This is a genomic window from Janthinobacterium sp. GW822-FHT07A03, assembly GCF_058798815.1.
On sequence record NZ_JBXAKW010000007.1, the window covers coordinates 175,312 to 199,376 of the forward strand.

Here is a 24,065-nt window from a genome sequence, read left to right on the forward strand (position 1 = left end):
GACAAAACACAACAGGACTCAGGCGAAATGGGGGGCCGAAGGGGGCTGCGTGACTTCGTTCTTGATAGTGATTTCTGCCAGCAGCTGGCGCAGCACGCGCGCGTCGCTGGCCAGCGCCACGTGGCCGATGCCGCCGAAGGCGAGATTGCGCGCGCCGGGCAAGTGGGCGGAAGTTTGCGGCGCGACAATATTATCGTGATGCGAATACATCGAGGTGATCAGGGCGCGCAGTTCCGGCGTCTCGCTGGCGGCCAGCTGCGCCAGCCAGGCGTCCGGCGCGCCATCGATACGGCTCATCTGGCGCGCATTGCGGCCCGCCGCCAGGTTGGCCAGCGCCGTGCCGTGGTGCGGCGTGCCGATGGTGATGATGCGCGCCACGCGGGCCGCGCCGTAATGGCGCAGCCAGGCGCGCGCCACCAGGCCGCCCATGCTGTGGGCCACCAGAATGACTTGCGCGCTGCCCGTGCGCGCGCACAGCGCCCCGATGGCTTGCTCGACCTGCGGCACGAAGTCGTCGATGTCGGCGCCTATCGGTTCCAGGTCGATGCCGTCGTGCGCGATGCCGGCCCGCGCCAGCTGCCGGCTCAGCTGCGCCCAGTAGCCGCGGTTGCACACATAGCCGTGCACCAGCAGCACCGGCAGACCCTGGCCAGCAATGTTGTCGGCCGCAGGCAGGCGCGGACGCAGCATGTCCCACGACGAGGACCGCAGGGTGGCGCGCAGCTCGCCGAAAAACAGGCGCGCGGCGCCCATGGCGCCCAGCTGGTATTGCGCTGGCACGGGGCTGCCCAGGCGCCGGCTCTGCCGGAAATTGCGCGCCACGATCAGCGCGCGCACGGCCAGCAGCATGGCGCCCGCCAGCAGCAGGGCCATGGCGGGCGAGGCGACGCCCCACGCCTGCATGGCCAGGTACGCAAAGCCCAGCACGGCCAGCACCTGCAGCAGCATCAGCCACTTGAGGATGCGCGCGATCATGCAGCGCCTGCAAGGGGAACTGGCGCCGGCTTGCCCGTTAATTGCTGCGCCAGGCCGCTGGCCAGGCACGCGGCCAGCGCATAGATCGTCAGTTGCGGATTGGCGCCGATCGACGTGGGGAACAGCGAGCCGTCGTGCACGGACAGGTTGCGCACGCCGTGGTAGCGGCCGTCGGCGCCCGTCACGCCCAGGCGCGCATCGTCGGACATGGCGCAGCCGCCCATCACGTGGGCAGACACCACGCGCGCCAGCAGCGCCTGCATCGGCAAGTCGCCGATGGCCCGCTTCGCCTGCGTCCAGCTCGTGTAATGGCTGGCCAGCTCGTGCACGGGATATACGCTCTTCGCCCCGGCGGCGAACTGGATTTCCGCCATCGACAGCAGCGCGCGCCGCACGCCATCCCAGATGAACGGCGTGAGCGGATAGTCGAGCACGGGCGCGCCGAAGCTGTCGATGGAGACGCTGCCGCCCGCCGAATCATGGTGAAAACCGTCGCGCAGCAGCGCCAGCAAGGCATGCGCATGGGGAAATTCGCGCATGGTGCGCGCATGTTCCTCGCCGAAGCCGCCCATGGTGGTGGCCATCAGCAGCGGGTGCAAAGGCGGCGCTTCGAGCTTGTAGCCGATGGGGCCGTCGATGGGCGCCACGTGCAGGAAATGGTCGGAATAAATCGTCTGCGGCGCGCCCGCGTAGGCATCGACGCGCTGCGGGAACAGCCCCGCCGACACCACGGTCGGATGCAAAAAGGTGCGCCGGCCCAGCAAGCCGTGCGGGTCGGGCGCCTGCGAGCGCAGCAGCAGCGCCGGCGAGTTGATGGCGCCGCCGGCCAGCACGAAGTGTTTCGCTCGCAGCGTCAGGCGCACGCCCGTCGGCACCTGCCCGGCCGCGTCCAGCGCCGTCACCTGCAGGCTGTCGATGCGCTCGCCCTTGAAGGTAAAGCGCTCGGCGCGCGCATGCGCGAGCAGACCCGCCCCCAGCGCCAGCGCCGACGGGATCGTCGTCACCAGCATCGACTGCTTGGCGTTGGTCGGGCAGCCCATGCCGCAGTAGCCGAGGTTCCAGCAGCCGTTCACGTTGCGCCGGATGGCGGCCGTGGGGATGCCCAGCGCCATGGCGCCACGGCGCAATAAATCGTTGTTTTCATTGGGCGGCGCGGCCCAGTCGCTCACGTGCAGGCGTTTTTCCATCATGGCGAACCACGGCGCCATGGCGTCCACCGAATAGCCGGACAAGCCAAAATGCCGGCGCCAGTAATCGAGGGTGCCGGGCGGCGTGCGAAAACTCGAGGTCCAGTTGACGGTGGTCGACCCGCCTACCGTGCGCCCCTGCAGGATGTTGATGGCCTTGTCGCGCGTCTTGCGCGCGGCCGATTCCTGGTACAGCGCGGGATAGGCGTCCGCTTCGCGCATCTTGAAGTCTTTCGAGGACTTCAAGCCACCCTCCTCGACGATCAGCACTTTCAGGCCGGCCAGCGCGAGGATTTCCGCCGTCACGCCGCCGCCGGCGCCGCTGCCGATGACGACGACGTCCGCCTCCAGGGTGCGGTCGGCGCCCAGGGTGCTGGCGTCGGTGACGTTCCAGCCGGCGGCAAGGCCTGCGGCGATAGGATCAGGAATGGGGGATGTGCTCATGGTGGCCTTATGCGCTCAATTCGGGCAGCGGTCCCGGATAGCCGATGGCGGCCCAGTGGGCGGCATCGGCATACCAGGCGCCGAGGATCAGGTCATGCAGGGCCAGGTAGGCCGTCTGCAGGGTGGCCAGGCGGTGCGTGCGCCACGCCTGCAGAAAGGCGGCCACCTGGGCCGGGTCGGCCCCGGGCCAGCCATCTTTCACGCCAGCAACAAAGCGCCGCGCGGGCGCCAGCGCCAGCAAACCGAACAGATCCTGCACTTCCTGCTGCGCCGCCAGGGGCAAGCCATGGATGGCGGTGTCCACGCCGGCGATGGCGCCATCGAGCGCCGCGGCCCGCGCGGAGGCTTCCTGCGGCAGCGCGCTGCCCAGCATGGCCGGCACGATGGCCGCCAGCGCCGCGCGCGCTTCGCCGTCAAGCACGAAACGGCCAGGAGGCGCCGGCCCGCGCACGGCGCGGTAGGCGGCGCCGCCGGCGGCCAGCGCACAGGCCCCAAACACGCCCAGTTTCAAGAACGATCTGCGTCGCATTCCCATGTCTCCCCTTGTTTTGTACCGCCTTTTGCAGGCCAGTGTACGCCAAAGGAAGTGCGCTTCCGCGCGCAAAAACTAGAGCGGGCCGTCTAGTTTGCGCGACTGGAACCACAGCAGCAGCATGGCCAGCAGCGCCGCCAGCGCACCGCCGATGGCAATGCCGGGCAAGCCGAAGGCGACGATCAGCACACCGCCCAGCGCCCCGCCGGCAGCCGTGCCCGCATTGAAGGCGGCGATATTCAGGCCCGCCGCCACCGCATCGCTGCCCGGGCAATGCTGCTGCGCCAGGCGCAGCAGCCGCATGGTCGACAGGGTCACGAGGGCAAAGAACAGCAAGCCCAGGGTGCCGCACAGGGCCAGCATGGCCAAAGGATGCGTGCGCAGCGCATAAAACCCCAGCAGGTTGAGCGCCAGCGCGGCCAGGGCCAGCACGGTGAAGCGCAGCGCGTGGGGGCGGTCCGCGCACCAGCCGCCCAGCAGGTTGCCGCCGATGGCGCACGCGCCAAAGCACAGCATGGCGGCACTGAGCCAGCCCGCATCGAGCCCGCCCAGCTGCAGCAGGAACGGCGAGACGTACGTGAAAAAGCTGAAGGTGGCCACGCTGACCAGCGCCGCCACGCCGGCCGCCAGCAGCAGGGGGGGCTGCAGGATGGCGCGCAGGCTGACCAGGGCCGGCGTGGCCGCAAGCTGCTGGCGCGCGGCGGGCATGGCGCAGCGCAAGCCGGCGCCGCCGCACAGGGCCAGCATGCCGATGGCCGTAAATACCCAGCGCCACGACGAGACGGCGCCCAGCCACGTCCCCAGCGGCACGCCGCCGGCCAGCGCCAGGGTCAGGCCCAGCCAGACGATGGACAGCGCCCGTCCCGCGCGGGATGGGTCGACCAGGCTGGTGGCCGCATGCGAAGCGACGGCCATGAACACGCCATGCGCGAGACCCACGGCAAAACGCACACCCAGCAACGCGCCCAGCACCGGCGCCGCCGCCATGGCCACGCTGCCGGCCGCCAGCACGAGCATGGTGGCCACCAGCACCTGGCGCACGGGCCGGCGCGCCAGCAGGGCCGTCAGCACGGGCGCGCCGATGGCCGCCCCCAGCGCATACGCGGCAATGGCGCCGCCGGCCGCCGCCACGCTCGCGTGCAGATCGCGCGCCATGGGCGACAGCAGGCCGGCGGCGATGAATTCGCACAAGCCGAAGGCAAAGCTGCACAAGGACAGCCAATAAATGGAAGGAGGCAGCGCGCGGCTGCGCGGCGTAACGTTGGACATGGCATTCCCGACAATCAAAACGCCATGCTGGCCCCTGGGCCGTCATCTGTAAAATATCTTATTTATCTTGAAACAAGACGTTCAAAGTCTCATTACGTAGCGGAGCGCCGCAATTGCGCCAGCAGCCGCTCGCGCACGGCAGACGTGCGCTGCGGGTCCCACGCCATGTACAGGTCGAGCTGGCGCAAGGCCTCGGGCGCGCTGCTTGCCAGCGGCAGCATGACGACGCCGGCAGGCCTGGACGCCGCCAGGCTGGCCGGCAGCAGGGCCACGCCAAAGCCGGCCGCCACCAGGCCCAGCACCGTTTGCAGGCGGCGCGCCTGCTGCACCACGCGCGGCACGAAACCCGCATGCAGGCACAGGCTGGCCAGCTGGTCGTGGAACCCCTGGCCCAGCTCGCGCGGCGAGGCGACGAAATCGTCACCGGCCAGGTCAAGCAGGTCCACGCGCGCCTGCCCCGCGCAGCGGTGGTCCGACGGCAGCGCGATCACGATGTCTTCGCCGGACAGGCGCTCGAAGCGCAAGCCGGGCGTGCTGCGGCCGGGCGCGCGCAGCAGGGCGATATCGACCTCGCCCCGCTCCAGCCACTCGACCTGCTGCTGCGTCGACGCTTCGCGCAAGGTGAATTGCACGGCGGGCGAGGCGGCGCGGAAGGCGCGCAAGGCGTCCAGCACGTGGGCATACGGCGTGATGTGGATGAAACTGAGGCGCAAGTGGCCCTCGATGCCCTGCGCCACCCGGCGCGTGGCGGCCACGCCCTCTTCCAGGCTGGCCAGCACCTGGCGCGCCGTGGCCAGGAAAGCATCCCCCGCCGGCGTCAGGCTGACCTTGCGGTTGGTGCGCTCGAATACGGGGTAGCCGAGCGCCTCTTCCAGCCGCAAAATCGCCTGCGACAACGGCGGCTGCGCCATGTGCAGCCGTTCGGCCGCGCGACGGAAATTGAGTTCCTCGGCGACGGCGATGAACTGGCGCAGCAGCCGCGTCTCGATCATGGGCCTTTTTTGGCGACCGCCAGGATATGCCGCGCGATGCCGCGCAGGATATTGACTTCTTCCGTCTCCAGGCCCGTGCGCGAAAACAGGCGTTTCAAGCGCGGCATGAGTTTTTTCGGGTTGTCGGCATCGAGGAAATCGATGGCGACCAGGGCCTGTTCCAGGTGCGCATACATGCCGTCGACCTGGGCCAGGCTGGCCGCGTCACCATGGAAGCCGACGGGGCTGGCCGCCTGCGCCTCGTCCGATGCATCGAGGGCCGCCACGCGGCACTCATAGGCCACCACTTGCGCCGCCTGCGACAGGTTCAGCGAGGAATACGCGGGATTGGCGGGAATGTTGATCAGCACATTGCACTGCTCGACGATCTCGTTGGGCAAGCCGAAACGCTCGTTGCCGAAGATGACGGCCGCGTGCAGGTCTACGCTGGCCGCCAATTGCGCCGCGATGGCGCGCGGGGCCGTGACGGGCGGCGAAAATTCGCGCAGACGGGCCGACACGGCGGCCGCGTAATTGCACCCTTCAAGCGCCTCGGCGATCGAGCCGACGATGCGCGCGCCGGACAGGATATCCTGCGCGCCGCTGGCGAAGGCCACCGCTTCCGCATCCGTCAAGGCATCGGGAAAGCGGGGATTGACCAGCACCAGATCGGAAAAACCCATCGTTTTCATGGCGCGCGCGACGGCGCCAATGTTGCCAGAGCGACTAGTTTCGACAAGAATAAATCGCAGGCGTTTGAAAAGAGACGTGTTGATTTCGGGCAGATTCATTTAAAATAGCGCTATTGCGCGGTATCGATACAGGAAATTTCGGGAAACGGAGTCACAAAACGCTGACGCCAGGCCGGGATTTTAACCACTTCGGCACCGCTCCGCTCTTTAATTCATTCTTGCACTCTATCGTACCGGCGCCGCAAGGCGGCCATGGGCGGTCGCGTGCTTTTAACGGAAGCTTACATGCACCCAATGCTCAACACGGCGATCAAAGCCGCCCGCCGCGGCGCCGCCGTCATCAATCGCGCCTCTTTTGACCTCGACCGCGTCGTCGTCACGGAAAAACAACATAACGATTTCGTCACCGACGTCGACCAGGCGGCCGAACAAGCCATCATCGAGGTGCTGTCCAAAGCCTACCCGGACCACGCGTTCCTGGCCGAGGAATCGGGAGCTTCCGCCAACTCGCACGACGAGAATGAATATCAGTGGATCATCGACCCGATCGATGGCACCACCAACTTTATCCACGGCTTCCCACAATACTGCATCTCGATCGCCCTCGCGCATCGCGGCGTCGTCACGCAAGCCGTCATCTACGATCCGGTCCGCAACGACCTGTTCACGGCCACCAAGGGCGCCGGCGCCTACCTGAACGAAAAACGCATCCGCGTCACCAAGCTGGACCGCATTTCGAACGCCATGCTGGGCACCGGCCACGGCGCCGGCCCGCGCGCGCTCGACGAATACCTGAAGATGTACCAGATCATGGCGGAACGCAGCCAGGGCGTGCGCAGTGCCGGCTCGGCCGCGCTGGACCTGGCCAACGTCGCTTGCGGCCGCCTGGACGGCTTCTACGAAAAAGGCTTGAAGCCTTGGGATATCGCCGCCGGCGCCCTGATGATCACGGAATCGGGCGGCATCGTCGGTGAATTTTCCGGCGAATCGGACTACCTGTACAAGGGCGACGTCATCGCCGCCAGCCCGAAGATCTTTGGCCAGATGATCACCCTCTTGACGCCATTCGCCTGATTGCCAGGCATGGGCTGATGTCAAAAAATCTGCCGGAGGAAACTCCGGCAGATTTTTTTTGGCTCCGGCCAGCCCTCAGCCGCCCCGCATGGCGGGCAGCAGCACGCGGTAAATCTGCAGGAACGCCGGCCCCATCAGCACCACCATCAGCGACGGGAAGATAAAAAAGATCAGCGGAAACAGCAGCTTGAGGGCGATCCTGGCCGCCGTTTCCTCGGCGCGCTGGCGCCGCTTGGTGCGCAGCTGGTCGGACTGCACGCGCAGCGACGCGGCGATGCTCGTGCCGAAGCGCTCGGCCTGGATCAGCAAAGTCACCAAGGCATCCACATCTTCCACCCCGGTGCGCAGGGCCAGGTTGCGCAAGGCCTTGTCCTTGGCGCTGCCGGCGCGCAGCTCCAGCGTCACCAGTTGCAGCTCTTCCGCCAGAACCGCGCTTTTCAGACCGATTTCCTGCGCCACGCGCGCCAGCGCCGCATCCATGGCCAGCCCCGCTTCGACGCACACCGTCATCAGGTCCAGCGCATCGGGAAAGGTTTCGAACACTTCGCGCTGGCGCTGTTTCAGGCAATGCGACAGCCAGAGATTGGGCAGGTAATAGCCGAAGGCGGCCGCCGCGACCAGCCACAACAGCATATTCTGCCCGCCGTGGCGCAGCAGGAAATACGCCAGCAGCGGCAAGCCCACGAACAGGCCGGTCTTGGACGCATAAAACAGGGCCGGCGCGGCCTGGCTGCGCCAGCCGGCATGGACGAAGCGGCTGCGGATGGGCGAACTTTCCCAACCCTCGTCGGGCAGCGACAGCCTGGCCAGCGGGCGCGTCAGGCTGACGGCGTGCGCCAGCCAGCGCCGCCTGGCATGGGGCTCCCTGTCACTTGCGGCGCCGGCATCGCCCAGCGCCTGCAGCCGCTCCTGCACGGCACTGCCGGCGAACATGCGCAGCACCAGCAAGGCCAGCGCGAAAACGATCAGGAACAGCAGGCCCAGCAAAGCCAGCTGCGCCGCACTCATGCCGCTCATCGTGTCTTTTCTTTCATCTTACACCCGGATATGGATAATTTTTCTGATGCAGATCACGCCCAGCATCAGCAAGCCCAGCGCCACGCCGACCATCTTGCGCCCGCCCCCATCCGTGTACAGCACGGCGATAAACTGCGGATTCATCACGTGCATCATCAGCGCCGCGCCGAACGGCAGCAAGCCCAGGACCCAGGCCGACATGCGCCCTTCGGCCGACAGCACGCGCACCTGCCCCAGCAATTTCAGGCGGTCGCGGATGATGGCGCTGATGCTGCCCAGCAATTCAGTCAGGTTGCCGCCCGTCTCGCGCTGGATCAGCACGGCGATGACGACATAGCGCAAGTCCGTGCTGGGCACGCGCGCGGCCAGGTTGCCCAGCGCATCGGCCATCGCGACGCCAAAACTGACTTCGTCGAACACGGCGCGAAATTCGTCGGCGAGCGGCCCCGTCATCTCCTCGCCCACCATTTTCAGCGCGGTGGGAAAGGCATGCCCGGCGCGCATGGCGAGGCCCATCAGGTCGAGCGCGTCCGGCAGCTGCTGCTCGATGCGCACCAGCCGCCGGCTCCTGGCGCGGCGCACCAGCAGATACGGCAGCGCGGCGCCGCCCGCGCCCAGGCCCAGGCGCACATACCAGGGCAAGGGCAGCGCGCCGGCCAGCAGCAGGCCGGCCAGCGCGCCGATTGCGCAATAGCCGAGGAAACCGGCCACCAGCCAGCGCATGCCCGCCTGCAGCAGCAGTTGCTCGATGCGCCGCGCGCCAGGCAAGCCTTCCAGCACGCCTTGCAGGAACGGATGGACGCTCAGCGGGCGCTGCTTGGTGATCGACAGCGCCTGTTCGCCATCGCTGGCCGTATACATGGCTTGCAGGCGCCGCGCCACCCGCGCCGCGCCCGGCCCCCGCGCCACTTGCCACGCCAGCCAGGCGCCAGCCACCAGCAGCAGGACGGCCAGGAAAATCAACAGATACACAAGGTAGGAAAGCATGGCGGGTCAGCGTCCCGCCGCGGTGGGTTCGAACAGCGAGGCCGGCACGCCGATGCCGAAGCTGTTCAGGCGCTCGAGAAAGCGCGGGCGGATGCCGCTGGCCGAGAAATGCCCGACCACCGCGCCGCCCTCGGCCACGCCCGTCTGCCGGAAACTGAAGATTTCCTGCATCGTGATGACCTCCCCTTCCATGCCCGTGATTTCCTGGATCGACGTGACCTTGCGCTTGCCGTCGATCAGGCGCGACACTTGCACCACCACCGACACGGCCGAGCTGATCTGCTGCCGGATGGCCTTGCTGGGCAGGTTGGCCGCCGCCATGCTGATCATGTTTTCCAGCCGCGTGATGGCGTCGCGCGGCGTGTTGGCGTGGATGGTGGCCATCGAGCCTTCATGGCCCGTGTTCATGGCGCCAAGCATGTCGAGCGCCTCGGCGCCGCGCACCTCGCCCAGGATGATGCGGTCGGGGCGCATGCGCAGCGCATTGCGCACCAGCGCGCGCTGGCTCACTTCGCCCTTGCCTTCGATATTCGGTGGACGCGTTTCCAGCCGTACCACGTGCGGCTGCTGCAACTGCAGTTCGGCCGCGTCTTCCACCGTAACGATGCGCTCGGTCTGGCCGATAAAGCCGGAAATCACGTTGAGCATGGTGGTCTTGCCGCTGCCCGTGCCGCCGGAAATGAGGATGTTCATCTTCGCCTTGCCCAGGCCCTGCAGCACCTCGGCCATCTCGGCCGTCATGCTGCGGTAGGCGACCAGGTCGGCCAGGCGCAGCGGATCGACGGAAAAGCGCCGGATCGACATCACGGGGCCGTCGATGGCCACCGGCGGGATGATGGCGTTGACGCGCGAACCGTCGGGCAGGCGCGCATCGACCATGGGACTCGATTCGTCGATGCGCCGGCCCACGCGCGAGACGATCTTGTCGATGATCTTCATCAGGTGGGCGTCATCGTCGAAGCAGATGTCGGTCAGTTCCAGGCGGCCGCCGCGCTCCACATACACCTGCTTGTGGCCGTTGACGAGGATGTCCGACACGCCGGCGTCCGACAGCAGGGATTCCAGCGGCCCGAAGCCCAGCATCTCGTGCTGGATGTCGCGCGTCAGGCTCCTGCGCTCGGCCTCGTTGATGACGACCGCCTCTTCGTCCAGCAAGCGCTCGACCAGGCCGCGCAATTCTTCGCGGATGCGCTCTTGCGACAGGCGCTGCATGCTTTCCAGGTCGACCCGTTCGAGCAGCAGCCCATGGATGCGCAGCTTGAGGTCGCGGTAGCCATGGTTGTCGATGGCCGCCATGCGTTGCGGCGCGAGCGCGGCGATCTTGGCGCTGCCGAGCCGTTCGCGGATGGACAAGGCGGCGATGGGGGAACCAGCCATGAAATACTCCTGTTCTATGATGTGGATCAAGCGCGTGGATCAGGCGCGCCGCAGGACGCGGCCCAGCCAGCCCTGGCGCGGCGTGCTGGCCGCGCCGCCGGCCAGGCTGGCGGCAAACTCCTGCAGCGAGCGGGTGATCGGGCTGGCTTTGTCGAGCTGCAGGATCGGCACGCCCTGGTTGACCGAGGCGGCCGCCGAGGCGTAGTGATTCGGCACGGTGCGGTAGACGGCCGTGCCATACGCCGCTTCCAGGTCGCGCAGGCGGATTTCGCCGCCCTTGTCGTGGCGGTTGACGATGATATGCACCTTGTCACTGGCGTATTCGAGCGAGCGGAACATGCCCAGCAGGCGCTTGCCGTCGCGGATATAGGGCAAGGTCGCCTGCAGCACGGGAAAGATCATGTCGGCGTGGTCCAGCGCGCGCACGCTGACGGCGTCGAGGTTGCGGCCCACGTCGAGCACGATGAAATCGTACTGGCGCCTGGCCTGCCGGATGATGGCGTCGATGTGGTCGGGCGCCACTTCGCTGGCGTGGGCCGGGTCCTCGGGCGCGGCCAGCACGCTGTAGTTGGGCAGGATGTGCAGCATGCTCGATCCCAGGAACGAGGAATCGAGCCGGTGGATGTCGCGCGTGACGTCCGACAGCGTGGCCAGCGGCTTGTTCTCGGAGACGAACAGCGAGGCGTCGCCAAAATGCAGGTTCATGTCGATCAGGGCCACGCGCTGCTGGCCGCCGGCGGCCAGCGCATAACCGAGGTTGCTGGCGATGAAGGTGGCGCCGCTGCCGCCCTTGCACGAGATGAAGGCCAGCACCTTGCCGTTGCCATGCTCGCGCCGCTCCCATTTTTCCTCGATGCGTTCGAGCGCCGCATACAGGCTGGCCGGCGCGGCGGGAAACGGCAGCACGTCGCGCACGCCTGCGCGCATGGCCTGCAGCAGGAATTCGGGCGGCTGCTGGTGGCACAGCACGATGAAGGCCATGCGCGGATGCAGGTTGCCGAGGCGCTCGATGGCGGCCAGGTCGGCGCCGTCGTTCGACGGGCGGTCGAAGATCAGCACGTCGGGCGGGGACTGCGCCGCCTGCAGCGGGTCGAGCGTTTCGCCGCCCGCGCTGATCTCGTCGAGCCGGTTGCGGCCGCGCAGCAGCTGGCCCAGTGCGGACAGCGTTTTTTCATCCCTGGAATTGATGGCGATTTTCACGATAGGCCTTGCTGGTTCTGTGGTGACGGTGCCAGGCTCACTGGCGCCCCCCGACGCCGATGGTGAAGGCGGCCGCTTGCGGCGCGGGCGCGGCAAAGCTTTTCTGGTACGCCGCGTAGGCGGCCTGGGCGGCCTTGCCGTCCATGCCGGCCACGGGGTCGCGGTTCGCGCCCGCCTGCGGCGACAGCACTTGGCGCTGGCGCAGTTGCGCGACGCTGTGGCCAAACTGGCGGTCCAGGTTCGGGGTGGCGGCGCAGCCGCTGGCGGCCAGCGCGGCCAGCAGCACGGGGAAAAAGAGGGAATGCTGCATGGTGTGCTCCTATTGAATGTCCGGGCCGGCCGGCGCTGTCTGCGTGGCCGCTTCCTGCCGTGGCCGTGGCGCGGCGGCGCCTTCCATTTTTCCTTGCAGGAAAAACTCGCCGCGGCTGGGCGCCACATAGGCATCGGTCGGCAGCACAATCTCGCTGTCGAGCGGCTTGACCAGGTGCGGCGTGATGATGAAGACGAGCTCCGTGCGGTCCGTCTGGAAATCGCTGCTGCGGAACAGCGCGCCCAGCACGGGTATCTCGCCCAGGAAGGGCAAGGCCTTGATATTGGTCGTCACATTGTTCTTGATCAAACCGCCCACGGCAAAACTCTGGCCATCGAACAGCTGCACCGTGGTGGTGGTGCGCCGCGTGGTAAAGGCCGGCAGCACCGCATTGGCGGCGGCGCCCCCGCCGGTGGTGATGCCGATGCCTTCGCGGTTCAGCTCCGACACTTCCGGCGCCACCTTCAGGTTGATGCGTCCGCCTTCCAGCACGGTGGGAGTGAACTTGACGGCAATGCCGAATTCCTTTTCTTCCAGCGTGATCTTGTTGGTGGTGCTGTCTTGCGCGACCGGTATGAAAATCTTGCCACCCGCCAAGAAACTGGCTTCCTGGCCACTGATGGCCATGATGTTCGGTTCGGCCAGCACCTTGACCAAACCGTCGCGCTTTTGCGCATCGAGCGTCAGACCGTTGCCATTCTTGCCGTTGACGGCGCCCAGCTGGCTGGGATTGCCGCTGAGCAGGTTCGACAACAGGCCGTAGCTCCAGTTGCCGCGCGTGCCGCTGATGCCCACGCTGGCGCCCAGCTGGTCGACCAGGGTCTTCGACACTTCGGCGATCTTCACTTCCAGCATGACCTGCTGCGGCGCCGCGATCGTCAGCATATTGATGACCTTGACACTGCCGCCGGCATTGGCAGCGCTGGCGGCGCCATCGGCCGGCGCCGCCGCCTCGCCCGCGCCGCGCTGCGCATAGGCTTGCGCCATCTCAAGGATCTGGCTGGCCTTGACGCTGTCGCTGACCTGCCCCGACAGGACGATGCTGCCGCCGGCCGCGCCCGCCTTGACGGCGTGTTCGCCGGGGAAGACATAGGCCAGCTGCGCCTGCAGGCCCTCGACGTCGATCTCGACTTCAATATCGACGATCACGGGGCGCTGCTGCCGGTCCCACAGGATCAGGTTGGTGCTGCCCGGGGCCAGGCCCCAGACGAACAGCTGGCTGGACGAGCCCAGCATCCTGGCGCCGGCCACGCGCGGATCGTTGACGGCGATCTGCGACACCGGCAGGCTCAGGCTGCGCAAGGTGGACTTGCCCACGGCGATGCGCACGGGCGCGCCCAGGCGGGCGATATCGGCGCCCAGCGACATGGCCGGCGGCGCGACGGGCGTCATGACGGCCGGCCGGGAAGGCGCCGCCGCGCCGGCGCTGCCGGACCAGGCCAGGCCCACGGCCGCGCCGCCCAAGACCAGGGCCAGGCGCATGCCCGCACTCGCGGCGTGCTTACGAAATGTGTTCATCGATCATCCTTGCTTGCCTGCTGATTTAAAATTGCTGGACGCTCGTATCCATGCCCTTGATGACGGTGACGCTGTCGCGCGCGGCAGCGCGTGCCGGGGCCGTCTGGCGCCGTGCCGCGCGCACGGGCGCTGCCACCGGCGCCAGCGCCTTCAGTTCCAGCAGCGACTCCTTGGTGGCGCCGCCCGTGTCGGCGGGCGCCGGATCGACCTGGTTGCGCAGCACCAGCGACAGGCTGCCCACGCTGCGCGCCAGGTCCAGCTTCTCCACCTGCTCCGGCGTCAGCTCCAGGGTCACGGCATTGACCACCTTGGGCTTGTTGTCGTCGCGGCCGGATTCCTGCGCCACGGCCAGCACCAGGATGCGTTCCAGCACGATCTTCGAAATGGCCAGCGGCGCGCCGCCCGCCGGCCTGGCGCGGTCATCCTGCGTATGCACGAGAATATCGACGAAATTGCCCGGCAGCGCGAAGCCGGCCACGCCCACCACGTCATTGACGCGCACGGTCATGGCGCGCTTGCCGGCAGCGACGATGGCCGACAGGCCGCCGGTGGCGCCGGGCGGCGCGAGCTTGCTTTCCAGCACAGGCTCGCCCCTGCTGACGGCGCTGCGCGTGATGCGCCCGTCCAGCGCGCCGGCCTCGCCAAACGCCCCCGGCGGCAGGGCGCCCGCCGGCCAGTCCATGCCGCGCAGCATGGCCGGCGTCACCTTCGCGCCCACGCCGATGTCGACCAGCGCGACCATCACCGTCTGGCTGGCCGGCGCGCCCTGCCCTGACATCCAGCGCGCCGCCGCCAGCACGGCGCCGCCCGCCATCAGCAGCGCCAGCAGCAGCACGATCGCAACGCGGCTATTTCTCATTCTTTGTCCTCTTGGTAAAGCAGGGGTTTCCGGGCGCACGCGGCCAGATCGCTGCCGGGCGCGTCATGCCTGGCCGCCGGCCGCCAGGGCCAGCCAGATGGCGGTGCCGGCGGCAATGGCGAGCGCGTACGGCAAGCTGCCGCCTGACGCGGCGGGCGCGCCGACCTGCGGCACTTCGCCTGCGGCGGCGCGCAGCCAGCCTTGCAGCAGCAATTGCCGGGCATTGGCCAGCGCTTGGCGCAGCGTGCCCTGACACAGGGCGACGGCCAGCGCCAGCACGCCGCCAGCGAGCAGGCTGCACAGCACGGCAAACACGGCGGGACGCGGGCCCAGAAACGCCCCCACCATCGCCATCAGCTTGACGTCGCCCGCGCCCAGCGCCTTCAGCGCATACATGGGCAGCAGCAAGCCCAGGCCGACGGCCAGGCCGCCCAGCGCCTGCCACGGCCCGGCCGGCGTCAGCCCGGGCAACGCCAGGCTGTTGAACAGCACGCCGAGCAAGGCGCCGGCCAGCACCAGGCGGTTGGGAATGCGCCGGCGGCGCACGTCATGCCAGACAGCGGCGGCCAGCAGCCCCCACAAGACTATGGCGGGGCTGAACGTCCAGAAAGAATGAGGGTCCATCGTGTACCTGATGCAAGCCGAGCGCATGACGGCATGCGCATCGTTGGGCGGGAAGCCGGCAGGCCGGTGCGCATGGGCAGCCGGCCTGCCGGAGTGCGGCGCGGTGGGCAGGCGTCCTAGATCGCCGCGCCCGTCAGCTTGGTGCCGATGGCCTTGAAGGCGCCATCGAGGCCAGTGGTGAAATAGCCGACGGCCGTGACCAGCGCGGCAGCCACCAGCGCAGCGATCAGCGCATATTCGATGGCGGTCACGCCATCTTCTTCGGCGATAAAGTTTTTAATGAAATTCATATTATTCCCTTTCAGGTCAAGTTTTAAACATGATAAAAATTGAAAATACAGTCTGAAAATAAAAACATTATCCTTGTTTTTATTTGCCAATTTCTGATGCGTGTATTTTATATAAACAGACATTAAATCGAATCAGAGAAAAGTAATTTTATGCGCAGTACAAACCATCTTAATTTTTTGTCCATAATCAGGACATATGTACTGTCACTCCGCGGCAATGGGCTCGGCCAGCCGGTTGCGGGTGGCGTACACATATAATTCCAGGCGGTTGGTGACATCGAGCTTGCTGTAGATCGATGTCAGATGATTACGCAAGGTTTGCTCCGAGATAAAAGCGCGCTGGGCTATCGCGCGGTTCAGCGCGCCATTTCCCTCCACCATCATGGCGACGATCTTGCGCTCCTTCAGCGTCAGCCTGGCGATCCGCTGTTCTTCCGGATCGGGCGCCGCTTCCCGCTTGTTCAGCACGCCCAGCATGCTGTCGAGCAATGCCGGATCCAGGCACAACTCGCCCTGATGCAGGCGGGCGATGGCGTCGACCATTTGCTTGGCGGGCGTTTCCTTGCCCACCACCGCGCGCGCGCCGCTGCGCACGGCGCGCCCGCATGCGGCCTGGTCCTGCGTGCCGCGGAACAGCAATGCCCGCGAGACGCCATTGCCGAGCAGCTGCGGCAGATAATCGATGGCGCAGGCGCCGCCGCAGCCCAGATCGGCATCGAGCACGATGACGTCAGGACTCAGGGTCCGCGCCAGCAATAGCGCGCCGTCGATCTCGGTGGCGCTGGCCACCACCTGCATCGCGGGCTGGGCGCCGGCAAGCAGCTGCTCCAGTCCCCACAGCCAGGTCTTGTGGTCCGACACCAGCATGACGCGTATGACATTTTTTGTTGACATGCTTTACCTCTTTACTTGTAGCCCACTCCCTCGGGGAACGTGGTTGATCCGAATCGGGTTGCCTGCCTCGTCCGCGCGCGCCTCTGCAGCCGCGCGCTGGGGGAGGAAGTCATGGGGGCACGAAGGAAGAGGCCTTGGGCCGGCACGCGCAAACGCGGTGCGTGACCCACGCCAGCGGTCGCCGCACGCCGGGCGCATGCCGATGGATGGGCAGCGCGGCCAGGGCGGGCGCGCCGCCGGCGCGCCATCGCCGCTGCCACCGCTGCTGTTGCTTACATTGCAGCATTTTTATTACATCACCTTGCAAAACAAGTCCTTGCCTGCACGCAGGACAATCCTGACACCAGGCCTGTTTTCATACCCGCGCATATTACTCCCGGCCCTCTAGGGACGGGGGCCGCACACTTGAAATAAGGCGCCTAATTACGATTATCTTGACCTGTAATAATTTAATTGGCAGACATGCCCTTGAAAATCGATATAGAATAATCGCCAGTCAAATGACGCAATACCATCCGCCCGACATTCGTCATCGCGGCACTTAACCGGATTACTCCCATGCATTTAAAACAGGCCGCCTCCCCCATATTCCGCAAGCAAAGAAGACAGGGCGGCGCCACCTTGCTGGAATTGGCCCTGATAACACCGGCCTTTCTCACGCTGATAATCGGCATCATCGAATTGAGCATGGCGTATTTTGCCAATATGACCATGCAGCACGCGGTGCGCGAAGGCGCGCGCTACGCGGTCACGGGGGCCAGGGATCTCGACCCCGACAGCGCCAACCAGCAGCGCTACCAGGCCGTGATGCAAAAAATACGCGACAGTTCCATGGGCATGTATGACAAGGTCAGCCCCGTGATCTCCGTCAACGGCAGCGATGCGGTCGGCGCCGCCATGTTCGGCCAGGCCGGCGATATCGTCGTCATCTCCGTCGATTGCCGCTGGGCGTTTGCCACGCCCATGATCCGGGCCCTGTTCCGCGACGGCCAGGCGCATTTCGTGGTGGCCGCCACGATGCGCAATGAAAGCTTTGGCGGCCTGTGATGCGCGCCCGCCCTCCTGCGCCGCGCGCCGCGCGCGGCATCGCCGCCGTGGAACTGGCCATCGTGCTGCCGCTGCTGGCGCTGCTGCTGTTCATGCTGGCCGACCTGTCGCGCGCCATCCAGGCCAAGACCATCCTGCTCAACATCAGCCGCGAAGGCGCCAACCTGGCCTCGCGCTCCACGTCCGACCTGAGCGGATCGGGCCAGAGCATCATGAATGCGCTGGCCGCCAGCACGCCGCCGCTGGACATGAACAGGCGCGGCATGATCTACATCACCAAGATCATGGGCTACACGGCGAAGAGCGGCTTGCGCAATATCGTGCTGGAACAATACCGCTGGGAGGCCGGCGCCAGGGCCAGCGGCTACCTGCCCGCCAGCCAAGTGTGGCAGTGCGGCAGCTGGAGCCACGGCACCTGCACCGGCATCGCCAGGGACGAGCATGCGCCCACGGTGGCCTTGATGCAGAACCAGCTGGCAGATGGCGAACTGATCTACGCCGTGGAAACGTTCTACGATTTCGACATGCTGTTCGGCACCTTGAACTTTGGCAACAGCACGACGCCCGTGCTGGGCCCCGACCTCACTTCGATGACGGTATTCTGATGCGCATTCCACACACACGGCAAAGCGGGCACGTGCTGCTCATGGTGGCGCTGTCGGCCGTCGTCCTCATCGCCTCGGTGGGCCTGGCCGTCGATTCCGCCCTCGGCTACTTCGTCAAGGCCAAGCTCAATGCGGCCGTCGACTCGGCCAGCCTGGCTGCGGCGCGCGGCATCACGGCGGGCAATTCGGAAGCGGAACAGCGGGCCAGTGCGCGCCAGTCGGCCAGGGAGTTTTTCGACATCAATTATCCGGACAACTTCCTGCTCTCGACGCCGGTCCTCAATCCCGTCGACGTCACGTTCGACAGAGGCACCGTCACCATCGACGTCTCGGCCAGCGCCTCTCTGCCCGTCTCGCTGATGGGCATACTCGGCTTCAAGACCCTGAACGTGGCCGCCAGCGCGCAAACCATCCGCAAGGACCTGGACATGGTACTGGTGATGGATACGTCAGGTTCGCTGAAAAACAATGCCGACGCCGTGCGGGCGGCGGGCAAGTCCTTCCTGAACAAATTCAATTCCACGGTCGACCGGGTCGGTCTGCTGCATTTTGCCAGCGGCGCGCAGCTCGATCTGCCGATCAAGACAAGCGATCGCGGCTTCGATCGCACGCAGGCTGGCAATGCCATCAATGGCTACAAGTTTGAAGGCGGCACGAATTACTCGGAAGGCATGTGGAATGCTCAGGATCAGCTCAATAGCATCAGCCAGAACAATCGCTCCAGCCTGCGCGTCATCGTGTTCTTTTCCGATGGATCTCCGTCCGCCTTTTCCTCTTACTTTTTCCCCGCTACCACGGGCAATTGCACGAAAGCGGGAGCACTGGCCGTGTACGACGATTTACCATCGAGCAGTTTTGCGACAGATGGACTGTACCGTATCGATGCAACCAGCACCAAGCTCGCGCCCGAGACCTATTGCACCAGAAACCTGATCAGTGAATTGCCGACCTGGTATAACGCGCACAATCTTCCCGCCCAGGCTGACGATCCGACGGCACGCGAATTCCCCATCGTGACCACTACGCCGCGTGCGGTGAGCAAAGATATGTCCACCAGAAAACTTCAGTGGACCAATATGCACCGTGCATCGCGCAACCTGGCAGAGGCGATGGCCAGCAAGGCACGCCTGGAAAATACCTACATCTTTACTCTGGGCATGGGCGCCGCGCTGAAGGCCAAGGCCGGGCCGGACAATGAAATCGGCGAGGACTTGCTGCGCTGCATGGCCAATACGGCGGATGCACCAAACCGTTGCCGCAAGCCGGCCGAACCCGTGGGCCTGTACTGCTATGCGGCCACAGAAAGCGAGCTGAGCCCGTGTTTCACGCGGCTCGCCTCGGCCATCCTGCGCATTTCCAGATAAGGCCCGGCCGCCCTCTAGAAGGCAAAGCAGCTGCAGCCCAGGGTGCCCCAGAAGCCGGAAAAGTCACTGACCGGCACGGCCGACTTGCGCGCCCGGTCGTGCGCATGCGCATGCACGCCGCAGGCGCCCGCGCACTGGTGCGGCAGCATGGCTTGCGCTTGCGCCGGCCTGGCTGCGGGCCGGTAGTGTCCCGGCACCGTGCGCACGGGCGACCACTCGGGCAGCACGGGAATCGGGGGCGGCGCCAGCGCCGTGAATTCTCCCTGGCCATAGACGATCTTGCCGCCCACCATGGTCAGCACGGATTCGATGGACTTGATCGATTCTTCCGGCACCGTAAAGTAATCGGCCGACAGCACGCTCAAATCGGCCAGCATGCCCTCGCGGATGCGCCCCTTCTTGCCTTGCTCGCTGGAAAACCAGGCGCTGCCCGCCGTCCACAGCTCCAGCGCCGTGTCGCGCGAGAGCCTCCCCGCCGCATCCGTCAGGGCCAGACCGCCCACGGTGCGCCCCGATACCAGCCAGTACAGCGCCGTCCACGGGTTGTAGCTGGCGACCCGCGTGGCATCCGTGCCGCCGCCCACGGGCACGCCCGCGTCGAGCATGCGCTGCACGGGCGGCGTGGCCTTGGCCGCCTCGGCGCCATAACGCTCGACGAAATATTCGCCCTGGAAAGCCATGCGGTGCTGGATGGCCAGGCCGCCGCCCAGCGCTTTCACGCGGTCGATATTTTTTGGGCTGATGGTTTCCGCGTGGTCGAACAGCCAGTGCAAGCCGCCGAACGGCGTGTCGCGGTTGACCTTTTCGAACACGTCGAGCATGCGGCCGATCGATTCGTCATAGGTGGCGTGCAGGCGGAACGGCCAGCGCTGCTCGACCAGGTGGCGCACGACCTTTTCCAGCTCGTCGTCCATGCCGGCCGCCAGCTCGGGGCGCGGCTCGAGGAAATCCTCGAAGTCGGCGGCGGAAAACACCAGCATCTCGCCGGCGCCGTTGTGGCGATAAAAGTCCGTGCCGTCGCCGGGCTTCACCATGCCCGTCCACTTCTGGAAATCCTGCAATTCCGCGCCCTTGTTTTGCGTGAACAGGTTGTAGGCGATACGGATGGTCAGCTGTTCCTGTTGCGCCAGTTCGTCGACGACGGCGTAATCCTCGGGATAATTCTGGAAGCCGCCGCCCGCGTCGATGGCGCTGGTGATGCCCAGCCGGTTCAGTTCGCGCATGAACTGGCGCGTGGAGTTGACCTGCAATTCCAGCGGCAGCTTGGGGCCTTTCGCCAGAGTCGCATACAGGATCATGGCGTTCGGGCGGGCGATCAGCAGGCCCGTGGGGTTGCCGGCCGCGTCGCGCACGATTTCGCCGCCGGGCGGGTTCGGCGTGTTCTTGTCGTAGCCGACGGCGCGCAGGGCGGCGCGGTTCAAGAGGGCGCGGTCGTACAGGTGCAGGATGAAGACGGGCGTGTCGGGCGCGGCCGCGTTGATTTCATCGAGCGTCGGCATGCGCTTTTCCGCGAACTGGAATTCCGTCCAGCCGCCCACCACGCGCACCCATTGGGGATTCGGCGTGCGCAAGGCCTGCTCCTTGAGCATGCGCAAGGCGTCGGCCAGCGAGGGCACGCCTTCCCAGCGCAATTCCAGGTTGTAGTTCAAGCCGCCGCGGATCAGGTGCAGGTGCGAGTCGTTCAGGCCGGGAATCACCGTGCGGCCGGCCAGGTCGATCAGCTGCGTGGCGGGACCGCGGTGGCGCATCACGTCTTCGACATCGCCCACGGCGAGGAACTTGCCATCGGCGATGGCGACGGCGGCCGCCAGCGGCTGCGTCCTGTCGACCGTGTGGAAACGGCCATTGAGTAAGATCGTGCTTGCGTGCATGGAAACTCCCGGTTCAGGTGAAGGATAGCGCCCCGCCGGCGGGCGGCGCTGGCGCAATATCAATAAAAGCTCAATGACCTTCGCTGGCGTTGAACATGGATTTGGCGTAGATCAAGCCCAGGCCATAGCCGCCGCCGTGCGCCACGGCCGTCGCCACCGTCTCGTTGTAGGTCTCGCCGCGGGCCCAGTCGCGCTGCAGTTCCAGCAAGTATTGCACGGACGTCATCGGCTGCGCGCCCGCCTGTATCAGGCGCTGCATGGCCATCGCATGCGCTTCGTCGGACACGTCGCCGCTGGCGTCGGCGATCACGTAGACCTCGAAGCCCTGCTCCAGCGCCGACAGGGCGGGGCCCACGATGCAGACGGAGGTCCACAGGCCGGCCAGCACGATCTTGCCCTTGCCGTAGCCATTCACCTTGTCGGCGATGCGCGCGTCTTCCCAGGTGTTCATGCTGGTGCGGTCGATCGGCGCCTGCTCCGGGAAGACGGACTGGATTTCGTCGAAGATGGGGCCGGAGAACGATGTCGCCGCCACCGTCGTCAGGATGGTCGGCACCTTGAATTCAGACGCCGCCTTGGCCACCAGGGCCGCATTGTTGCGCAGCAGGGCCAGGTCGATCGAGCGGGTGGCGAACGCCATCTGCGACTGGTGGTCGATCATGATCAGGGTATGGTCGTTCGGGGTCAGCAGTTTTTTGGCGGCTTGGGCGGTGGCGATAGGCATGATGTTTTCCTTAGTGAAAATAATTGAATATGAAAAAGGGATGTCGCTGTATGGTGCTTCTGCTCCTGTCCTCGCTTCACGCTGTGTGTGCCGGGCCAGTGCTGTGCAGTATGGACGAGATACTTTGAAAACAAAAACGGAAAGAATGCCAAGCTATATTCGATTTTTTCGATAATATAGAATAAGCGCACCGGCATACGCACAAGGGGAAGAACATGGGATTTGAATTCAGGATCACGGCCAGCCTGGCGCAGGACCAGCGCCAGCACATCGCGCAGCTGCTCGAAGCACTGGCGCCGCACGCGCCCGGCGCCGCCATGCCCGACACCGACGCCAGGCTGACGGACGCGGGCCTGTATATATGCCAGTACCTGCGCCCGGACCCGTGGCACGGCCTGGACGCCGTGCGCGGCTACCTCGATGCCCAAGGCGTGCGCTACGCCGTCGACGAGATCGACGACTAGGCGCCATGGCATGACAAGCGGCAGGGGGAGACGCGCCAGCCCTCCCTTTTCTTTACTTGCGGCATTGCAAACCTGAAACAAAACAGGCGCATTTTTGCCAGGCTGTTATACTTCGCGTGTGCGGCACATATGACCAGTCCCCTTGCCGCTGTCTTTCGACCCCTAATCTGATTGCCTGCGACTGGCGCCCCACGATGGCGACAGGCCGATCTCACAATAAAGTTACCATGTCCTTTTCCTCCCTCGGATTGTCCGACGCTATCGTACGTGCCGTTACCGAACACGGCTACACCGTGCCGACCCCCATCCAGTCGCAGGCGATTCCCGCCGTGCTGGCTGGCGGCGACTTGCTGGCCGGTGCACAAACCGGTACCGGCAAGACGGCCGGCTTTACCCTGCCCGTGCTGCACCGCCTGTCGACCGACGCGAATGGCGCGTCCATCACCAGCAACACCTCGACGCGCCCGATCCGCGCCCTGATCCTGGCACCGACGCGCGAACTCGCCGCGCAGGTCGAGGAAAGCGTGCGCGCCTACAGCAAGTACACCAAATTGAACTCCACCGTGATCTTCGGCGGCGTCGGCATCAACCCGCAAATCAAGCAGCTCAAGCATGGCGTCGACATTCTCGTCGCCACGCCTGGCCGTTTGCTGGACCACATGGGCCAGGGCACCGTCGACCTGTCGAAAGTGGAAATCCTGATTCTCGATGAAGCCGACCGCATGCTGGACATGGGTTTCATCCGCGACATCAAGAAAGTACTGGCCGTGCTGCCGCCGAAACGCCAGAACCTGCTGTTCTCGGCCACGTTCTCGGAAGAGATCAAGGCCCTGGCCGACGGCTTGCTGAACAAGCCGGCCATGATCGAAGTGGCGCGCCGCAATTCGACCGTGGAAGTGATCAAGCAAAAGATCCATCCCGTCGACCGCGACAAGAAGCACCCGATGCTGTCCTACCTGATCAAGTCGAACAACTGGACGCAAGTGCTGGTCTTTACGCGCACCAAGCATGGCGCCAATAAACTGGTCGAGCAGCTGGGCGCGGACGGCATCGGCGCCCTGGCCATCCACGGCAACAAGAGCCAGTCGGCGCGCACGCGCGCGCTGTCCGAGTTCAAGGACAACACCTTGCAAGTGCTGGTCGCCACCGACATCGCCGCACGCGGCATCGATATCGACCAGTTGCCGCACGTCGTCAACTACGACTTGCCGAACATTCCGGAAGATTATGTGCACCGTATCGGCCGCACGGGCCGTGCCGGCGCCAAGGGCGAAGCCGTGTCGCTGGTCTGCGTGGATGAGCACGAAATGTTGAAAGACATCGAAAAGCTGATCAAGCAAACCCTGCCGCGCGAAGTCATCCCCGGCTTCGAGCCGGACCTGAACGCCCGCGCCCAGCCTGTGCAATTGCGCAGCGGCACCGGCGGCCACCGCAACAACAGCCGCGCGCCAGCCGGCGCCGTGGTGCGCGTGAAAACGGGCGGCAGCGGCGCCAAGCCACGCAGCGCCGGCCCATCGGGCGGCGGTGGCGGCGGCAACCGTTCCGGCAATGCGCCGCGTTCGGCGGCAAATCATCGCTCCGGCGGCCGCGGCCGCTAAAACGCGGCCTTAAAGCTGCTGCGCGGGGCGCTATTGCGTTTGCGTTGCTCGCCGTACTTCGGTACGGCTGCGCGACTCGACGCAATATCACTCCCGCTCGCTACGCTTTCAGGCCCCGTTTGTCTTTATCAAAAAGACGACAAAAACCGTTTCAGGACTTGTTTCTGGAACG

24 protein-coding genes are annotated in these 24,065 nt (G+C 65.8%); 6 read left to right on the top strand and 18 right to left on the bottom strand.

The genetic code is table 11. The features are described 5' to 3' along the window. Window positions 1–18: 18 nt before the first annotated feature. From AC1RJW_RS20535 to AC1RJW_RS20560, 6 genes are all read right to left on the bottom strand, one after another. A complete protein-coding gene (locus tag AC1RJW_RS20535; RefSeq protein ID WP_493046616.1) occupies window positions 19–975 on the bottom strand; it encodes an esterase/lipase family protein in 957 nt (318 codons plus the stop codon). Continuing rightward, the gene (locus AC1RJW_RS20540) at window positions 972–2,606 is read right to left on the bottom strand and encodes a GMC family oxidoreductase N-terminal domain-containing protein (protein ID WP_493046617.1); all 1,635 of its coding nucleotides are present in this window, start codon (window positions 2,604–2,606) and stop codon (window positions 972–974) included. The genes AC1RJW_RS20535 and AC1RJW_RS20540 overlap by 4 nt, the downstream gene beginning before the upstream one ends. A 7-nt stretch (window positions 2,607–2,613) precedes the next feature. Next, window positions 2,614–3,141 (bottom strand): hypothetical protein, encoded by a 528-nt coding sequence (locus AC1RJW_RS20545; RefSeq protein WP_493046618.1) that lies wholly within the window; start codon window positions 3,139–3,141, stop codon window positions 2,614–2,616. Between the two features lie 72 nt (window positions 3,142–3,213). After that, window positions 3,214–4,407, bottom strand: coding sequence for an MFS transporter (locus AC1RJW_RS20550; RefSeq protein ID WP_493046619.1), 1,194 nt, complete (start codon window positions 4,405–4,407; stop codon window positions 3,214–3,216). A gap of 92 nt (window positions 4,408–4,499) precedes the next feature. Beyond that, window positions 4,500–5,399 (bottom strand): LysR substrate-binding domain-containing protein, encoded by a 900-nt coding sequence (locus AC1RJW_RS20555; RefSeq protein WP_493046620.1) that lies wholly within the window; start codon window positions 5,397–5,399, stop codon window positions 4,500–4,502. Beyond that, complete coding sequence (locus tag AC1RJW_RS20560; protein ID WP_493046621.1) at window positions 5,396–6,169, bottom strand: RNA methyltransferase; 774 nt, start codon at window positions 6,167–6,169, stop codon at window positions 5,396–5,398. Before AC1RJW_RS20560 ends, AC1RJW_RS20555 begins: the two co-directional genes overlap by 4 nt. A 195-nt stretch (window positions 6,170–6,364) precedes the next feature. On the opposite strand from AC1RJW_RS20560, the gene AC1RJW_RS20565 reads away from it, so the two are divergent. Next, window positions 6,365–7,144, top strand: coding sequence for an inositol monophosphatase family protein (locus AC1RJW_RS20565; RefSeq protein WP_493046811.1), 780 nt, complete (start codon window positions 6,365–6,367; stop codon window positions 7,142–7,144). A 75-nt stretch (window positions 7,145–7,219) separates the two neighbouring features. Here AC1RJW_RS20565 and AC1RJW_RS20570 read toward each other — a convergent pair whose 3' ends face one another. The 10 genes from AC1RJW_RS20570 to AC1RJW_RS20615 form a co-directional block, all read right to left on the bottom strand. After that, window positions 7,220–8,152: a type II secretion system F family protein gene (locus AC1RJW_RS20570; protein ID WP_493046812.1), complete on the bottom strand. Its 933-nt coding sequence runs from the start codon at window positions 8,150–8,152 to the stop codon at window positions 7,220–7,222. Window positions 8,153–8,179: 27 nt separating this feature from the next. Beyond that, window positions 8,180–9,148: a type II secretion system F family protein gene (locus AC1RJW_RS20575; protein ID WP_493046622.1), complete on the bottom strand. Its 969-nt coding sequence runs from the start codon at window positions 9,146–9,148 to the stop codon at window positions 8,180–8,182. A gap of 6 nt (window positions 9,149–9,154) precedes the next feature. Next, window positions 9,155–10,501 (bottom strand): TadA family conjugal transfer-associated ATPase, encoded by a 1,347-nt coding sequence (locus AC1RJW_RS20580; RefSeq protein WP_493046813.1) that lies wholly within the window; start codon window positions 10,499–10,501, stop codon window positions 9,155–9,157. A gap of 63 nt (window positions 10,502–10,564) precedes the next feature. Then, the gene (locus AC1RJW_RS20585; protein WP_493046623.1) at window positions 10,565–11,725 is read right to left on the bottom strand and encodes a CpaE/TadZ family protein; all 1,161 of its coding nucleotides are present in this window, start codon (window positions 11,723–11,725) and stop codon (window positions 10,565–10,567) included. A gap of 37 nt (window positions 11,726–11,762) precedes the next feature. Then, window positions 11,763–12,035: a hypothetical protein gene (locus AC1RJW_RS20590; RefSeq protein ID WP_493046624.1), complete on the bottom strand. Its 273-nt coding sequence runs from the start codon at window positions 12,033–12,035 to the stop codon at window positions 11,763–11,765. 9 nt (window positions 12,036–12,044) lie between these two features. Then, window positions 12,045–13,553 carry a type II and III secretion system protein family protein gene (locus AC1RJW_RS20595; RefSeq protein ID WP_493046625.1) on the bottom strand — a complete coding sequence of 503 codons (1,509 nt, stop codon included), beginning with the start codon at window positions 13,551–13,553 and terminating at the stop codon, window positions 12,045–12,047. Between the two features lie 25 nt (window positions 13,554–13,578). Beyond that, complete coding sequence (gene cpaB / locus AC1RJW_RS20600) at window positions 13,579–14,412, bottom strand: Flp pilus assembly protein CpaB (RefSeq protein WP_493046626.1); 834 nt, start codon at window positions 14,410–14,412, stop codon at window positions 13,579–13,581. A 63-nt stretch (window positions 14,413–14,475) separates the two neighbouring features. After that, the gene (locus AC1RJW_RS20605; protein WP_493046627.1) at window positions 14,476–15,036 is read right to left on the bottom strand and encodes an A24 family peptidase; all 561 of its coding nucleotides are present in this window, start codon (window positions 15,034–15,036) and stop codon (window positions 14,476–14,478) included. Between the two features lie 116 nt (window positions 15,037–15,152). Next, window positions 15,153–15,326, bottom strand: coding sequence for a Flp family type IVb pilin (locus AC1RJW_RS20610; protein WP_071650303.1), 174 nt, complete (start codon window positions 15,324–15,326; stop codon window positions 15,153–15,155). Between the two features lie 204 nt (window positions 15,327–15,530). After that, on the bottom strand, window positions 15,531–16,220 hold the full coding sequence (locus AC1RJW_RS20615) for a LuxR C-terminal-related transcriptional regulator (protein ID WP_493046628.1): 690 nt from the start codon (window positions 16,218–16,220) through the stop codon (window positions 15,531–15,533). Window positions 16,221–16,778: 558 nt separating this feature from the next. On the opposite strand from AC1RJW_RS20615, the gene AC1RJW_RS20620 reads away from it, so the two are divergent. From AC1RJW_RS20620 to AC1RJW_RS20630, 3 genes are read left to right on the top strand one after another with little or no spacing between them, the layout of a single operon-like run. Then, entirely contained in the window at window positions 16,779–17,267 is a 489-nt protein-coding gene (locus AC1RJW_RS20620; RefSeq protein WP_493046629.1) for a TadE/TadG family type IV pilus assembly protein, read from the top strand. Then, a complete protein-coding gene (locus AC1RJW_RS20625) occupies window positions 17,267–17,872 on the top strand; it encodes a TadE/TadG family type IV pilus assembly protein (RefSeq protein ID WP_493046630.1) in 606 nt (201 codons plus the stop codon). The genes AC1RJW_RS20620 and AC1RJW_RS20625 overlap by 1 nt, the downstream gene beginning before the upstream one ends. Further along, complete coding sequence (locus tag AC1RJW_RS20630) at window positions 17,872–19,236, top strand: vWA domain-containing protein (RefSeq protein ID WP_493046631.1); 1,365 nt, start codon at window positions 17,872–17,874, stop codon at window positions 19,234–19,236. Before AC1RJW_RS20625 ends, AC1RJW_RS20630 begins: the two co-directional genes overlap by 1 nt. A 14-nt stretch (window positions 19,237–19,250) precedes the next feature. Here AC1RJW_RS20630 and AC1RJW_RS20635 read toward each other — a convergent pair whose 3' ends face one another. Further along, window positions 19,251–21,107 (bottom strand): amidohydrolase, encoded by a 1,857-nt coding sequence (locus AC1RJW_RS20635; protein ID WP_493046632.1) that lies wholly within the window; start codon window positions 21,105–21,107, stop codon window positions 19,251–19,253. 70 nt (window positions 21,108–21,177) lie between these two features. Beyond that, entirely contained in the window at window positions 21,178–21,831 is a 654-nt protein-coding gene (locus AC1RJW_RS20640) for a hydrolase (RefSeq protein WP_493046633.1), read from the bottom strand. A 215-nt stretch (window positions 21,832–22,046) separates the two neighbouring features. Here AC1RJW_RS20640 and AC1RJW_RS20645 point away from each other — a divergent pair, with 215 nt between their 5' ends. Next, entirely contained in the window at window positions 22,047–22,295 is a 249-nt protein-coding gene (locus tag AC1RJW_RS20645) for a hypothetical protein (protein WP_493046634.1), read from the top strand. A gap of 227 nt (window positions 22,296–22,522) precedes the next feature. Beyond that, window positions 22,523–23,893 (top strand): DEAD/DEAH box helicase, encoded by a 1,371-nt coding sequence (locus tag AC1RJW_RS20650; RefSeq protein WP_493046635.1) that lies wholly within the window; start codon window positions 22,523–22,525, stop codon window positions 23,891–23,893. Window positions 23,894–24,065 lie beyond the last annotated feature (172 nt).